This is a genomic window from Marinobacter sp. LA51 (genome assembly GCF_030297175.1).
Taxonomy (GTDB): domain Bacteria; phylum Pseudomonadota; class Gammaproteobacteria; order Pseudomonadales; family Oleiphilaceae; genus Marinobacter; species Marinobacter apostichopi.
In genome coordinates this window covers 3,658,998-3,674,031 of record NZ_AP028070.1, presented here as the reverse complement: position 1 = coordinate 3,674,031, position 15,034 = coordinate 3,658,998, and the positions used below count along the sequence as shown (strand labels likewise).

The following is a 15,034-nucleotide window of genomic DNA, read 5'->3' as shown; positions in this document are numbered from 1 at the left end:
GCAGGCCCACGATTGAAAAACCCCGGTTTTACCGGGGTTTTTTGCGTCTAAACGGGATGAATTGCCGACGGAAAAGCCGGACCAGCCGTTACAGTGCCGCCAGAATGGCTTCCGAGCTGGTGGTTTCCAGGCCCTTTTCATCGATGTTAAGCACTTCAACCACGCCATCGTTCACGATCATGGCGTAGCGCTGGCTGCGAATGCCCATCTGGCTGGCAGTCCGATCCTGGGTCAAGCCAATTGCCCTGGCGAACTCAGCCACGCCATCGGCGAGCATGACGATCTGCTCGGCGTTATGGGCCTTGCCCCAGGCATCCATCACGAAGGTGTCGTTGACCGAGGTGCAGATAATGCTGTCGACGCCCCTGGCCTTCAGTGTGTCGGCATCGACCACAAAGCCGGGCAGGTGCGCGGCCGAGCAGGTTGGGGTAAAAGCTCCAGGCACCGCGAACAGCACCACTTTCTTGCCGGCAAACAGGTCGCCGGTCTGTACCTTCTCCGGGCCGTTGCTGCCCATCACCTGCAGTTCAATGTTGGGTAACCGCTCGCCTACCTGAATCGCCATATGCCTGCTCCGATGAGGGTGTTGATGAGAGTGTTATTGAATGGTTCGTTGTCATTACTCGCAGCAATGGTATGGCTTACAGGTTACTGCCGTAATCCACACCCCGGGCCTTAAGCCGGTAAAACTCTTCCAGTACGCCGGCCATGGCGTCCGGGCAGTAGGGTCGCAGGCCACCGAGCACCAGGCGCTTGGAAACCTGGCCAACCGGTTTGTGATCGGACAGCAGCCGATACTCCAGGGTGACGTTGCCACGCTTGCCGTTGGCGGCCAGCTGGGCGTCATGCAGTTCCAGTTCCGGGTCGCTGGCATCCAGACGATCCAGTGCCAGGCTCATGCTTTCGTACATCACCATGGGGCGATCAGGATTGAACATGACCCCGTTCGATTCCATCAGTGGCTGCAATGTATGCGGGAAATTCTTGCCAGAGGCTGAAACGTAGCAGCGGGTGAAATTCTCGATGGTGGTTTCATCGCGGGTGCTCGGGCCGCTGTGAGTGACCTCCAGATAGACCTTGCCATTGGCGTCGCACAGCTCAACGCGACCTTCCTCCGGTTCCCGGAATTCCAGGGGCACTCCGTCCCCTAGCAGGCTTTTGAATTGGAAAGTCATGTTGGCAGAGAGACCGAAATGCGAAACCACCACCGCAAACAGCAGGTCACCGGGCACGCAGAATCGGCGGGCGTCGGGGTCATGAATTGGATTGAAATCACCGGCAATCTCCTTGGCAAAACGGCTGGCCTGGAGCGCGGTAATGTGGATACGTCCTTGCTGTATCGAATGAAAACGGTCTAAAAACATGTGCTGCCTATTCTGTTCGCGGAGTGGGATGTGTCAAATGAGCCCGCTGTCTACCCGTAATGATAGTTGAGTCCCATCAATACCAACATGCGCTATTCGTCCTAACGTGCAGGCATGCCAGTAATTGCAGGGGGCAGGTAGGTAGGGGAGCCTGTGATTATTGGCAGGGGTAATCTTAATGATGCTTTAGCTTCGTATAGCATGGCTCTATCAGACAGTTTGGGGCAATCAATTTGAGCGTGCGCCGGGCAAGCCGTATTGTTGCCCCACGTTGAATTTTAACCCGTATTGAATTCAGTGACTTGGTGTCACGCTGACCTAGAGAGGAAAGAATACATGTTGGATGCCGGTATCAAGGAGCAACTGAAAGCCTACATGGACAAGCTGCAGCAGCCAATCGAGCTGGTTGCGGCCTACGACGACGGCGACAAGTCCCAGGAACTGAGGCAGTTGCTGGAAGAGCTTGAGCCCATGTCAGACAAGATCAGTCTGCGGACTGAAGATGCCACCGACGTGCGTCGGCCATCGTTTGCCATTAACCGCATCGGCACCGACATTGGTGTGCGCTTTGCCGGTATTCCCATGGGCCACGAGTTCACCTCGCTGGTATTGGCGCTGTTGCAGGTAGGCGGCCACCCCTCCAAAGCGGCTCAGGAAGTGATCGAGCAGGTACAGGAACTTGATGGTTCGTTCGAGTTCGAAACCTACTTTTCGCTGTCGTGCCAGAACTGCCCGGACGTGGTGCAGGCCCTGAACCTGATGAGTGTGTTGAACCCGAACATCAAGCACACCGCCATTGACGGTGCACTGTTCCAGGACGAAGTGGAGCAGCGGGAAGTAATGGCCGTGCCCAGCGTTTATCTTAACGGCGAATCCTGGGGTCAGGGCCGTATGACCATGGAAGAGATCGTCGCCCGTCTGGATACCAAGTCCGACGAGAAAGAGGCCGAGAAGATCAACCAGAAAGACATCTTTGAAGTGCTGGTGGTTGGCGGCGGCCCTGCCGGTGCCTCGGCGGCGATCTACGCCTCGCGGAAGGGTATCTCCACCGGTATCGCGGCGGAGCGCTTTGGCGGCCAGGTAGCGGATACCATGGGTATCGAAAACCTGATATCGGTGCCCTACACCGAAGGCCCCAAGCTGGTTGGTGCCATGGAGCAGCACGTCAAGGAATACGACGTCGACATCATGAACATGCAGCGCGCCGAGAAGCTGATTCCGGCCGCCAAACCGGGTATGCCCCACGAAATCCGTCTGGCGAATGGTGGCTCCCTGAAGGCCCGCACGCTGGTGCTGTCCACCGGTGCGCGCTGGCGTCAGATTGGTGTTCCGGGTGAGGAAGAGTACCGGAACAAGGGCGTAGCCTACTGCCCGCATTGTGACGGCCCGCTGTTCAAGGGCAAGCGTGTCTCGGTGATTGGCGGCGGTAACTCCGGTGTCGAGGCGGCCATCGATCTCGCCGGCATCGTCGGGCACGTCACCCTGATCGAGTTTGGTGCGGAGATGCGCGCCGATGATGTGCTTCAGAAGAAGCTGCGCAGCCTGAAGAACGTGGAAATCATCACCTCGGGCCAGACCACCGAAATCACCGGTGAGAACGGCAAGGTGAGCGGCCTGAACTACAAGGATCGAAACACCGGTGAAGAGCACCACGTGGCCCTGGAAGGGGTTTTCATCCAGATCGGTCTGGTGCCGAACACCGAGTGGTTGAAGGGCGACATCGAGCTCAGCCAGCACGGTGAAATCGTGGTCAATGACCGCAATGAGACCTCCATCCCGGGTGTCTTCGCGGCTGGCGACGTCACTACCGTGCCTTATAAGCAGATCGTCATTTCCATGGGCGAAGGTTCGAAAGCGGCGCTCAGCGCCTTCGACTTCCTGATCCGGAATTCGGTGGAAGACGACGAAGAACAGGCGGCCTGAACAGAGTGAACATCACCTGACAAGCCTGATGAGAGAGCAAGAGGCACCGGAGCGATCCGGTGCCTTTTTTTGTGGGTTGCTGTCGGTAAGTGAGCGACTAAATAGACGAATTAGTAGTGCCGATGTCTCATCATTGCAGATGCCCGGTCGGTATCGCTTGTTTCGAATTGGATGACTGGGATAAGTTAGCTGCCTAACCTGCTTTTAATGCTCCGGCTCTCGAGGTGAATTGGCGCGATGAAGGTCTGTCGTCCGTTGGTTGTGATCGGCCTGCTGTGGTCGCTGCTGCTGAATGCTGCGTACGCTGGTGACCGGTTCAGTGTCGTATTCCTGGAACCGGACGATTCGCGTTTCTGGGCCCTGGTGTCGGGGTTTATGCACGCCGTCGCCGATGACCTCGAGATTGAGCTGGAAGTGGTCACCGACCACGAGCGCCATCGCCTTAGTTATTTGCAGTTAGCAGAACAGGTACTCGAGCGGCCATCCAGGCCCGACTACCTGGTGTTCATGTGCAAGGAGAACGTGACTGCCCGCATGTTGACCCTGGCTCACGACGCTGGCGTCAAAGTGTTTACCATCAATACCGACATCCCGGCAGGTGCCAGGGAGAAAGTGGGCTTGCCCCGTGAGCGTCTGGATGGCTGGATTGGTCATCTGGCTCCCGACAATATTACCGCGGGTCGGACGCTTGCCCGGATGCTGGCACAGAAAGCCAGCGGGCTTTCCACATCGGAGAACGCCGGTCCGCCTTCAATGATCGGTCTCAGTGGTACCCGTGATTCATCCGCTTCCAAGGATCGCGATCTGGGGCTGATGCAGGAGGTTGATCAGAACCGCATGAAGCTGTCCCAGTTGGTTCATGCCGACTGGAGTGCGGACGAGGCTGCTGCAAAGTCGGCGGTACTGCTGCAGCGCTACCCGCAAACTACGCTGATCTGGAGTGCCAGCGATGGTATGGCTCTGGGCGCCATTGAGGCGGCCAAGCGGGTTGGACGGGCACCCGGGAAAGACCTGCTTGTAGGTGGTGTCGATTGGGAGCCACGAGCCCTGGAGGCAATTCGTCAGGGCGACCTGGAGGTCAGTCTGGGCCGGCATTTCATGGGTGGCGGGTTATTGCTGTTGCTGTTGAATGACTATCACAGGGGCCACGATTTCGTCTTGAACACACCGGTACTGAGCTATCAGCTGGAACCGGCCACCCGTGCCAACATTGCCCGGGTTGAGCGCATCTTGGACCCATTGAACTGGCAACGGGTCGATTTCAACCAGTTCAGTATGGCGGCCAGTTCCGAACGGTCGGCGGGCGGGCGCAGTGCCAATGAACTCATGGATGCGATAACAGGTGCGCTAGCGGCTGGATCCTCGGCTGAGCAATGGGCCCAGAAGGACTGACTTCGGACGATTCGCCGTCTATTGCTCGATATCCGCCTGAAGGCTGCCGTGGCTGGCATTTGCCGCGCGTTCGTCACCGAACAGGTGTGGATAGGCGTTCTCGATTCCGGTCACGATAAAGGCGTGTGGCACGTCGTCGAACACACCGTGGTCGTTAACGTACTCCATGTGCGCCTGACCGGCGTCGGTGTACTCCTGGAAAACCGAATCGTTGATGCCATCGAACTCCAGCGGCGCTACCTTCATCAACTCGCAAAGCTGCCGGTTAAATGCCGGCGTCGCTTTCACCCAGCGGCCGTTCAGGTACAGCTCGATAAAGCCGTGCATGCGGAAAATATCCGACTGCAGCCACTCGATCAGTTTCGGGCTGGACAGGTGATTGCGGACGTCGGCCAACCCCAGCCGGCTGGGAATGCCCAATGAACGGGCGGCCGCGCCCAGCAGAACCGCTTTCGGAATACAGTAGGACTCGCCACTGCTCAGGGCGTGGCTGGCGCTGAAGGTGTTCGGATCAGTCCGGAATACGTACGGGTTGTAGCTGACCTGGTCCCGAACGGCTAAGTAGAGCGCCTTGACCTGTTCCACCGGATCATCGGACACGCCTTGTAACTGCTCGGCTATCCAGTTCTTGAGCTCCGGATTTTCGTAATCAAAGAACGCGGTGGGCTGTAGATACTGGTCCATGGGCGGGCATCCGGGGTTAGGGCATCAGGCCATCATCTTCGCCAATTAGCTTGCTACAGGCAATGACGAAATCCACCACAATAGTTGCCGGATTCGCTCAGGTCGCAGTGGGGTATCAGGAGGCTCCCCGGTTCAGTTCGTAGGCGCAGATGTTCACCGAGGTGGCCAGATTCAGGGATTCAATCGCCCCCTGTCCGGCAATGGTGTAGGGCACGGCGCCGAGCTCTTCCAGTGCGCTCCGGGGCACACCCCGGGCCTCGTTGCCGAACAGGTAACAGTCGTGTCGGGGGAATTCGGCTGAGGTCAGCGCGGTGCCATTGAGGTCGAGGCAGGCGATGCGCTGGTAGCGGCTGGAGAGTTGCTCCAGGCTTACGTCGGTTTCCAATGGCAGGTGAAACAGCGCGCCCATGCTAGCACGCACCACCTTGGGATTGTAAGGGTCGACACTGCCGGGGCTGAGCAGGCAGCGAAAGCCGCCGAACCAGGCCAGGGTGCGCAATATAGTCCCGAGATTGCCAGGATCCTGAACCTCGTGCAGGTACACCGCCCGCTCGCCGACATTAGACGGTACCGCAGCGCCCTGGTTTGCCTCCGGCATGGCCACCACCGCAAGGATGCCCTGGGGTGTTCGGGTGTCGGCCAGTTGTGCCATCTGGCGGTCACTCACCAGGTGCGTGGTAAACGGGCTCTGCCAGTGCTCGTACTCTGAGGTGACGTACAGCTCGGTGCTCACCAGCGCCGGCTGCCGGGCGACGGCTTTCTGCAGTTCCAGCACCAGGTGTTCACCCTCGACCAGGTAATGGCCGAATTCCTGGCGGTACTTTTTATGGTGCAGTTTTCGAATGTCGTTCAGTTTCACAATGGTCGCCCGTGGCTGCGCCCGAGCCGCGTACGCGGTCGAGGTGGGAGCTGGAATATGCGAATTGTACGTGCGCCGGCAGCGGATGTCAGGATTTTGCCGGGACGGCGCCCGGCACGTACAATAACAGACCGTTTCCCCCGCTATTGATGAGTCCTATGGCCCGATCCAAAAGCAGTAACCGCTGGCTTGAAGAGCATGTGAACGACCCCTTCGTGAAACAGGCGCAGGTGGACGGCTATCGCTCCCGCGCCAGTTACAAGCTCCTGGAGATCAACAAGAAGGACCGTTTGATCCACCCCAACATGGTGGTTATGGATCTGGGTTCGGCACCGGGTGGCTGGTCGCAGGTGGCGGCCAACCTCGTGGGCCACAAGGGCCGGGTCATTGCCTCGGATATCCTGGAGATGGACGCCATTGCCGGGGTCGAGTTTATTCAGGGTGACTTCACCGAGAACGACGTGTTCGACGCCATCATGACTACCCTGGGCGATGCCCCGGTGGATGTGGTGATTTCCGATATGGCCCCGAACATCAGTGGTGTGACTGTGGCTGACCAGGCGTCCTCTATGTATCTGGTGGAACTGGCACTGGACATGGCCTGCCAGGTGCTCAAGCCGAAAGGCAACTTCCTGGCCAAGGTGTTTCAGGGTGAGGGCTACGACGAGTACCTGAAATCGGTACGGGCGGTGTTCGACAAGGTGGTGGTGCGCAAGCCGGATTCATCCCGGGCCCGCTCCCGTGAGGTCTACATCCTGGGCAAGGGCTTCAAGGGCTGAGTCCGCCCTGACTGAAAAATATCCATAAAAAAAGGGCACCTGAAAACCAGAGCCCCAAAAAGGAAGACATTGCACGGGTTGCTCGTGCTGGCGGGCGGATGCGGGCTTGTGAAGGAACACTCATCCGCCGCCGAAGTATCTACTAATCCGTAGCGGTTACAGGCTGGCCTGTAGGACGCGGCGGCACACCTCAGGCGTGACATCGCCGTGCTCACCCAGTTTCACCATGCCGTGGCTTTCCAGACTCGCGATCAGCGGTTCAATGTGCTGCTCGCCAAGGTCGTAGTCGCTCAGGCGGGTTTTCACCCCCAGTGATTCGAAGAAGGCCTCGGTCTTGGCGATGGCGGCCTCGGCTTTGTCCTCGGCACTGCCGTCGCGAATGTTCCACACCCGCTCACCGTATTGGACCAGCTTGTCGAGCTTGGTGGCCTTGCGCTCACGCAGCATGGCCGGCAGCACGATAGCCAGGGTCTGGGCGTGATCCAGATTATGCAGGGCGGTCAGCTCGTGGCCGAGCATGTGGGTGGCCCAATCCTGGGGTACACCGCTGCCAATCAGGCCGTTCAGGGCCAGGGTAGCGGTCCACATCATGCTTGCCCGAACCTGATAGTTTTCCGGCTCGGCCAGGGTCTGGGGGCCAATTTCGACCAGGGTCTGCAGCAGGCCTTCGGCAAAGCGGTCCTGGACCGGGGCCTGGGCCGGGTAGGTCAGGTACTGCTCGACCACGTGCACGAACGCGTCAACCACGCCATTGCCAACCTGGCGCAGGGGCAGGGTGTAGGTCTTGGTCGGGTCCAGTATCGAGAAGGCCGGGAACACCTGATTGCTGTGGAACGGCAATTTGGCTTTCAAGGACTTGCGGGTAACCACAGCACCCTTGTTCATTTCCGAGCCGGTTGCCGGCAGGGTCAGCACGGAGCCGAACGGCAGCGCCCGCTCAATGTTGCGGCCACCCTGAGTCAGAATTTCCCACTCATCGCCTTCGAATACAGAGGCGGCGGCGACAAACTTGGTGCCGTCGATGACTGAGCCGCCGCCGACGGCCAGCAGGTAATCCACGCCTTGTTCACGTACCTGCACCACGGCTTCCATCAGGGTTTCGAAGCTCGGGTTCGGCTCGATGCCGCCAAACAGGGTCACCTGGCGCTCGCCCAGGGCTGTGGTTACTTCATCCAGGGTGCCAGTCCGACTCGCGCTTTCACCGCCAAACAACACCAGTACCCGTGCTTCGGCCGGTACCAGTTTGTTCAAATCGGCGATCTTGCCTTCACCGAACGCAATGTGCGTCGGGTTGTAGAAATCGAAACTGTTCATCGGCTGCTGCCCCAGTGTTGTTTCAAAGAGGGCAGCATCCTAGTTTCAATTAGACCGGTCGTCTAGTAGTCATTCCTGCGTATGCTCAAAGCCTTGCAAGACATTGACTGCGTTGACGCCAATGGCCTCGACATCGTAACCGCCCTCCATGGTGAACACCGTGGGCAGGCCCAGCTGGGCGATCTGCTCACCCAGGCTGAGGTAATCGGAGGATTTCAGCTTGAAGAAGGAGATCGGGTCGTGCTCAAAGGTATCCACGCCCAGGGCGACCACCAACGCGTCCGGCTGGTATTCGGCGATCCGCTGACACGCGGTTTCCAGGCCCTGACTCCAAACGCTGTAGGGGGTGCCTGGCGGGTAGACGATGTTGAGGTTGTAACCTTCACCGGCACCTTCCCCGGTTTCATCTTCAAAACCCAGGAAGTGGGGGAAAACCAGATCCGGATCGCCGTGCAGGCTTAACGTCAGCACGTCCTCGCGCTGGTAGAAGATGGCCTGGGTACCGTTGCCGTGGTGAAAATCGACATCAAGAATGGCCACCCGTTTGGCGCCCTGATCCCGGAAGGCTTGCGCCACGATAGCGGCGTTGTTGAAGAAGCAGTATCCGCCAAACAGATCGGCATGGGCATGGTGTCCGGGTGGCCGGCACAGGGCAAACGCGGCCCGCTCACCCCCGGCGACCAGCTTTTGCGCAGTCAGGGCGACGTTGGCCGAGGTGCACGCAGCCTCCCAGGTGCCATCGGAGATCGAGGTTTCGGCGGCAAAGCTGTAGTACCCGAGGCGGCCGTCGATGTCTCTGGGCACCCGGGCCCGCATTCCGCGTCCGCACCAGACCGCCGGGATAGCCTCGCCTGGCTTGCCGGCGGCCAGCCAGTCTTGCCAGCAGTGCGCCAGGAACTCGACGTAATCGGCGCTATGTACCCGTTTCACGGGCTCGAGGCCAAACTCGTCCGGTTCCAGAACGTCGCCGAGCCCCTGATCCTGCACCCTTGCCAGGATGGTGTTGGCGCGGGATGGCTTTTCATGAGGCTCGATGAGCAGGCCGCCGTCCAGCTCGGTTTTGACCGAGCGGCGGCTATGGAGGGGGGAGAAAACGGTTTTCATGGGCCTCGGCTTCCAGGGTGAATGACCCGGAGACTTTGGCACAGGCTCTGATCACGCTCAAATCTCGCGACCGCTAGGCCAATTGCCCCGGATGCAGGTCACTGCTGACCAGAGACTGGCTGGCTACGCACAGCGCACCACAGATCGACGCCGCCTTTAGGCAGTCTTGCAGCGTTGCACCCTCAAGATAGCGGTGCAGGAAGCCACTGAAGAAGGCATCGCCGGCGCCGTTGGTGTCGAGCACCTGGCTGGCGGGAATTGCTGCCTGCTCCAGCCACTCGCCGGTCGCAGTCAGCAGGGTCGCGCCTTCGGCACCGTGGGTGCAAACCACCAGCTCTTTGCCCTGGTTAACCAGCCACGCCATGGTCTGGCGGTAGTCCGGCAGGTTGTCGCTGGACAGAAAGATCACGCTGGCGGCATCGATGAATGGTTCGTGATGAGGGTTGGTGCCGTCGTAATCGTGTAGATCGGTCCAGATGGGCAGGTTGATTGTCTGCAGCCAGGGAAGGGCCGAGCGGGTGTAACTGAGGATGTTCACCACGGCCAACTGACAGCCTTCCGCGAGTTGTTGCAACGGCGCCCAGTCGAGGCCGCTGGGCTCAGCCGGGGGCTGCACGAACAGGGAGATGCGCTTGCCATCGGCTGACATCAGGTTAACGTGCTGCTCGGTCGGCGTAGTGGTCTCGGTGACCAGCAGTTGCAGTTCGGGATGGGCCAGGGCGTCCCGCACCTGCCGGCCTTCGGCATCCTGGCCGAGCAAGGTGTGGAAAATGACCGGATGGCCCAGTGCCGCCAGGTTCAGACTCTTGCCGGCCCCGGTGCTACCCAGGGTTCGGTAGCTGGCGTCTGGCCAGATGGTTTGAGGTGTCGGGGCGGGCAGCGTCGGTAAATGGATAATGGTGTCCCACGACGCGCCGCCGATGACCACGATGGGTTTGGACATATCGGTTCTCCTGATCTGGGCGATCGACCAAGTCTAGCGCTCCTGGTGCCGGGGCGGCTCCTCCCTGCGCCTACTCCCCCAGCTCCTGATAGCTGACTCCTGTGCGGAATCCCACAAAACGCTGCCTTTGCTTTTTGGGCCAGGGTGGAGGCCTCTGGGAACCGAAGGCGCGGGTTTGCCGTGGAGCAAGAACAACAATAATCGTCGTTACCCGGAGAGTATGGAGAGTAGCTGTCGATAACGACGCCCAGGAGAACAAAAAATGCGTGATTACCCGTTTCTGTTGTCATTCCTGTTTCTTTTCACGTTGAGCGGTTGCATAGGTGGTGGTTCCGGCGGTTCGGACGCTGCCGCGGTTGAGCAGGACAACCAGAGCGACGATTCCGATCGCATTCTGGGGGATTGTGAGATCCCGTTGCCGCCAGAGGTGCGTGAGTACACCTTGGACAGTCCATTACCAAACAGTTTCGATCGGGATCGCACAGACGATATCACCGAGGCCGATGTTACCCGGTTCCATGTGGCGGTGATGCTGCCCGAGCGGTGTGCCGAGGATCGATTCCCGGTGGTTATCGAGAGTCACGGTTACAGTGGCAGTCTGGATTCCGAGATTGACGAAGATGGCTCAGTGGCTTCCGACACGCCCCATTTCCCGGCCATTGATGAACTCTTCGCCACGCTGCCACGCCACGGCTATGTCGGGGTCTCGTTCGATGAACGCGGCCACGGCAATTCGACGCCGCAAAACGGCGGCGGCTATGCCCGTATCATCGCACCCCGGGCCGAGACCCAGGATGCTCGTTATTTGCTTGACTGGCTCTATGAACAGGCTCCGAGTCTGCATATCGAGCGGCAGGAGGATAGCGGTGTAGCGCGGGATATTAACGCGGGTCTGATCGGTTACAGTTACGGGGGCGGCTACCAGTTTGGCCTGTCGCAGCTGGATGACCGGATCGACACCATCGTACCGAACGGCACCTGGCATAGCCTGCTATACAGTTTGCTGCCTGGTGATGCCGTGAAACGTTCGTTTACTGGCTTGCTCTGTTTGCTGGCCGAGACCGGGAACACTGTTAACACGCCGGCGGTGGCTCGGATGTGCGAGCTGATGGGCCCGGCCAGTCTTCAAGCCAACCTGATTCGGACCCGGGCAGATCTGATCGGCGCCATGGAAACCGACGGTTACACCGAAGCAGAGGTGGTCGAACTGTTTGATCGTCATACTCGCCACCTGCAGCGCTCGGCCGAGCAAGGTCAGCCCTGGTGTCAGCCGGGTGAACTGGGTTGTTCATCCAACGGTGACGCCTTTGTGCCACGGTCGGTGCCTACTCTGTTATTGCAGGGCAACCGGGACGTGCTGTTCAACCTGACCGACGCCTATTGGAACTGGGCTTACTTCAAGCGGGCTGCGGGCGAGGGTGTGCCGGTATCGATTCTGTCCACCGAAGGCGGGCACATGAACCCGTTGGCCAATCAGGTCGAGGGCAGTGCCAACTGTGGGGGCCTGATAGGCACCGACCTGATCCTGAGCTGGTTCGATTTTCACCTCAAGGGCGAGGAGTCCGGCGCCTATCGGAGCATTCCATCGGTGTGCATTTCCGTGGCCGATACCCAGAACGCGGATAGCGATGAACCGGCCGGACTGGTGCTTGAAGACTTCCCGGTCGGGTCGCAGCGAGTGTCGATCGGTGGCGTTCCGGCCCGACTTGAAGCCAATGAGCTAAGCCGACCAGTGCCCGATGCACCAGCAACCTTTGTATCTGTGCTTACAGTGACTGGTGAGAGCGAGATTCTGGCGGGCATACCGCGAATCGATGAGGTGACGGTGGCCAATACCGCACTGCCCGGTACCGTCACGCCAGTGGCCTATCTCGGTATCGGAATTCAGCGGGGCAGTGAGCTGATTCTGGTAGACGATCAGGTTACGTCGCTGGTGGAAGGTACACACAGGTTCAACCCCAACATTGGCGAACCGGGTGTGCTGCTGGCAGGTGTTGGCGAGCAGCTTCAGCCCGGCGACGAGGTGGGCTTGCTGGTTTATTCCAGCCATGTCCAGTACAGCGCGGTCAGCAATCCAGGGGCCGCCGATGGCAACAACCGGTTCGATCTGACCATCAAGGGCCTGGAGTTGCCCATTCTGGATCTGTCCCGGCATCCCACCGCGCGCCTGCAATAACGGCGTTGGGGTTTGTTCCTCTGGCGAGCGATGGGCTATGGTTGATAGTCCATCGCTCCCGGAAGAGGATCCAACCATGGACAAGTACCCGCGCGACGTCCTGTTCAACGACGGCCCCAGCGGCCGCCAAGACTGAGTACACTCCAGTGCTGTATCCGCTGTCCACGCTCACTCTTGGCCCGCTGCTGATTGGTCAGGGTCGGTACGTGCGCCGGGTGACGCCACGACTGCCGGAACCTGAAGGCGAGCGGCGCGGGCTTGCCGGCTCTGGGCCGGATCTTAAATTACTGATTCTGGGGGATTCCGCGGCGGCCGGTGTGGGGGTGGAGCGCCAGGACGAGGCCTTGTCCGGGCGCCTGGCCGCGCGGCTCGGCCAACAGTTCCGGCTGCACTGGGCGCTGGAAGCTGAAACCGGACGCACCTCCGGTGATGTGCTGGCGGCGTTGGCTCAGGTGCCGGACGACAGCTTTGATGTGGTACTGGTGTCGGTCGGGGTCAACGACGTCACCGGGCGCACCGGCGACCGTCAGTGGCTCAAGCATCTGGGTGAGCTGTCGGCACAACTTGGCCAGCGATTTGGCGCCCGCCATATCCTGTTCACCGCGATTCCGCCCATGCATTGGTTTCCCGCCTTGCCGCAGCCCCTGCGCTGGTATCTGGGGCTGCGGGCGCGGCAGCTGAATGTTTTGTTGGAAGCTTTCTGTGGCGATACCGCCGGTGCCCGATTCCTGTCCGTGACCTATCCGCTGGAGCCGGCTGCGATGGCCGCCGATGGCTTTCACCCGGGCCGGGACGCCTACGGACTCTGGGCTGAGCACGCCGCCGCGATTATTTGTGAGCTGGCGCCCACAACGGCCCGGTAAGACCAGTTTTGCGCATTCCCCAGGCTGACTGCGTGGGGTATCTTGGTTCCATACCTGTCATCACAATAACAAAATGGAATCGAGAGACCGGTCATGAGTGCACACCATTTCGATGTTCTGATCGTTGGCGCCGGGGTATCCGGCATTGGCATGGCCTGTCACCTCGGCCAGCAATGTCCGGGCAAATCCTTTGCCATTCTGGAGCGGCGTCAGTCGCTGGGCGGCACCTGGGACCTGTTCCGTTACCCCGGCATCCGCTCCGATTCCGACATGTTCACCTTTGGCTACCGCTTCCGACCCTGGGTTGGCGGCAAGGTGCTGGCCGATGGTGTATCGATCAAGAACTACCTGCGCGAGACCGCAGAGGCGTTCGATGTTGAGCGTCACATCCGCTATGGCCAGGCGGTCAAAACCGCGGACTGGTCAAGCTCAAACAAGTGCTGGACTCTGACCGCCGACAACGAAGCAACGGGCGAAATCGACACCTACACCGCGAAATTCCTGGTGGGCTGCACTGGTTATTACAATTATGACCAGGGTTACAAGCCGGATTTCCCGGGCGAGAGCGACTTTCAGGGCCAGATAGTGCACCCGCAACACTGGCCCGAAGAACTGGACTACGCCGGCAAGAGCGTCGTGGTGATCGGCAGTGGCGCTACCGCCATCACCCTGGTGCCCACCTTGGCGGAACAGGCGGCTCACGTCACCATGCTGCAGCGTTCGCCAAGCTACCTGATGCCGCTGCCGTCGACCGACAAACTCGCTCTTCTCGTTCAGCGCTTGCTGCCGGAGAGGCTGGCCTACAAGCTGATCCGGGCCCGCAATATCGCCATTTCCCGCTTTCTGTACGTGCGCTCACGCAATAGTCCCAAGCTGATGCGCCGGTTGTTCCTGCGCATCATCCGGCGTCGGCTCGGTGACAACGCCGACATGCGTCATTTCACGCCGGACTACGATCCCTGGGATCAGCGCCTGTGCGTGGTCAAGGATGGCGATCTGTTCACCGCCCTGAACACGGGCAGGGCGTCCATGGCCACTGACCACATAGAGCGCTTCACCGCTGATGGCATCCGTCTGAAGTCGGGTAAAACACTGGCCGCGGATATCATCGTTCCGGCGACCGGGCTGGATATCCAGATGCTTGGAGGCATTCGGCCCCGTGTCGATGGTCAGGATGTGGTGTTAAAGGACAAGGTCATCTACAAAAACGTGATGGTGGAAGGACTCCCCAACGCCGGCATGATTTTCGGTTACACCAACAGCTCCTGGACCCTGAAAGTGGATATTGCCGCCGAGTACCTGTGCCGGCTGATGAATCTGATGGACCAGCGCGGGTATCAGACGGTAGTGGCCCGGGATACCGAGAATAGCCGGGGCGATACTACGGTGCTGGGTTCGCTCGACGCCGGTTACATCAGACGGGCCGCGGACCGGCTGCCTCGCCAGGGCACCCACGGACCCTGGAAGGCCTCCCAGAATTACCTCGAAGACGTGAAAATCCTGCGTTTCGACCCAATTGAGGACGGCTACCTGGAATTCGACGGGGTTCGAACTCCCGCCAAATCGGAAGGGGGCCGAGGTTTCCTGCGGCCATTGCGCTCCGGCCTGTTCGGATCCTGATGCCAGCCGATTG

General features: G+C 59.9%; 13 protein-coding genes. 6 read left to right on the top strand and 7 right to left on the bottom strand.

Translation table 11 applies throughout. From position 1 onward, the window contains the following. Window positions 1-88 precede the first annotated feature (88 nt). Together QUE89_RS16905 and QUE89_RS16900 are read right to left on the bottom strand one after the other, a co-directional pair. On the bottom strand, window positions 89-565 hold the full coding sequence (locus tag QUE89_RS16905; protein ID WP_286221188.1) for a peroxiredoxin: 477 nt from the start codon (window positions 563-565) through the stop codon (window positions 89-91). 76 nt (window positions 566-641) lie between these two features. Then, complete coding sequence (locus tag QUE89_RS16900) at window positions 642-1,364, bottom strand: DUF3581 family protein (protein ID WP_286221187.1); 723 nt, start codon at window positions 1,362-1,364, stop codon at window positions 642-644. Between the two features lie 336 nt (window positions 1,365-1,700). On the opposite strand from QUE89_RS16900, the gene ahpF reads away from it, so the two are divergent. After that, window positions 1,701-3,287 carry an alkyl hydroperoxide reductase subunit F gene (ahpF, locus tag QUE89_RS16895; protein WP_286221186.1) on the top strand — a complete coding sequence of 529 codons (1,587 nt, stop codon included), beginning with the start codon at window positions 1,701-1,703 and terminating at the stop codon, window positions 3,285-3,287. 237 nt (window positions 3,288-3,524) lie between these two features. Beyond that, the gene (locus QUE89_RS16890) at window positions 3,525-4,679 is read left to right on the top strand and encodes an ABC transporter substrate-binding protein (RefSeq protein ID WP_286221185.1); all 1,155 of its coding nucleotides are present in this window, start codon (window positions 3,525-3,527) and stop codon (window positions 4,677-4,679) included. 18 nt (window positions 4,680-4,697) lie between these two features. Here the strand turns inward: QUE89_RS16890 and QUE89_RS16885 are convergent, their stop codons facing one another. Both QUE89_RS16885 and QUE89_RS16880 read right to left on the bottom strand, forming a co-directional pair. Then, the gene (locus tag QUE89_RS16885) at window positions 4,698-5,363 is read right to left on the bottom strand and encodes a transglutaminase-like domain-containing protein (protein ID WP_286221184.1); all 666 of its coding nucleotides are present in this window, start codon (window positions 5,361-5,363) and stop codon (window positions 4,698-4,700) included. A 115-nt stretch (window positions 5,364-5,478) separates the two neighbouring features. After that, complete coding sequence (locus QUE89_RS16880) at window positions 5,479-6,222, bottom strand: TrmH family RNA methyltransferase (RefSeq protein WP_286221183.1); 744 nt, start codon at window positions 6,220-6,222, stop codon at window positions 5,479-5,481. Window positions 6,223-6,380: 158 nt separating this feature from the next. Here QUE89_RS16880 and rlmE point away from each other — a divergent pair, with 158 nt between their 5' ends. Next, on the top strand, window positions 6,381-7,001 hold the full coding sequence (gene rlmE, locus QUE89_RS16875; protein ID WP_286221182.1) for a 23S rRNA (uridine(2552)-2'-O)-methyltransferase RlmE: 621 nt from the start codon (window positions 6,381-6,383) through the stop codon (window positions 6,999-7,001). Window positions 7,002-7,157: 156 nt separating this feature from the next. Here the strand turns inward: rlmE and QUE89_RS16870 are convergent, their stop codons facing one another. The 3 genes from QUE89_RS16870 to QUE89_RS16860 form a co-directional block, all read right to left on the bottom strand. Next, window positions 7,158-8,315 carry an iron-containing alcohol dehydrogenase gene (locus QUE89_RS16870; RefSeq protein WP_286221181.1) on the bottom strand — a complete coding sequence of 386 codons (1,158 nt, stop codon included), beginning with the start codon at window positions 8,313-8,315 and terminating at the stop codon, window positions 7,158-7,160. Between the two features lie 69 nt (window positions 8,316-8,384). After that, window positions 8,385-9,419, bottom strand: coding sequence for a histone deacetylase family protein (locus tag QUE89_RS16865; RefSeq protein WP_286221180.1), 1,035 nt, complete (start codon window positions 9,417-9,419; stop codon window positions 8,385-8,387). Window positions 9,420-9,492: 73 nt separating this feature from the next. Beyond that, the gene (locus QUE89_RS16860) at window positions 9,493-10,362 is read right to left on the bottom strand and encodes a carbohydrate kinase family protein (protein WP_286221179.1); all 870 of its coding nucleotides are present in this window, start codon (window positions 10,360-10,362) and stop codon (window positions 9,493-9,495) included. Window positions 10,363-10,624: 262 nt separating this feature from the next. Between QUE89_RS16860 and QUE89_RS16855 the strand changes: the two genes are divergently transcribed. The 3 genes from QUE89_RS16855 to QUE89_RS16845 all read left to right on the top strand — a co-directional run bounded on the left by QUE89_RS16855 (window position 10,625) and on the right by QUE89_RS16845 (window position 15,021). Beyond that, window positions 10,625-12,538, top strand: coding sequence for a CocE/NonD family hydrolase (locus QUE89_RS16855; protein ID WP_286221178.1), 1,914 nt, complete (start codon window positions 10,625-10,627; stop codon window positions 12,536-12,538). Window positions 12,539-12,684: 146 nt separating this feature from the next. After that, window positions 12,685-13,401, top strand: a complete 717-nt coding sequence (locus QUE89_RS16850; protein WP_286221177.1) for an SGNH/GDSL hydrolase family protein — start codon at window positions 12,685-12,687, stop codon at window positions 13,399-13,401. Between the two features lie 93 nt (window positions 13,402-13,494). Beyond that, the gene (locus QUE89_RS16845) at window positions 13,495-15,021 is read left to right on the top strand and encodes a flavin-containing monooxygenase (RefSeq protein ID WP_286221176.1); all 1,527 of its coding nucleotides are present in this window, start codon (window positions 13,495-13,497) and stop codon (window positions 15,019-15,021) included. The last annotated feature ends 13 nt before the right edge of the window (window positions 15,022-15,034 follow it).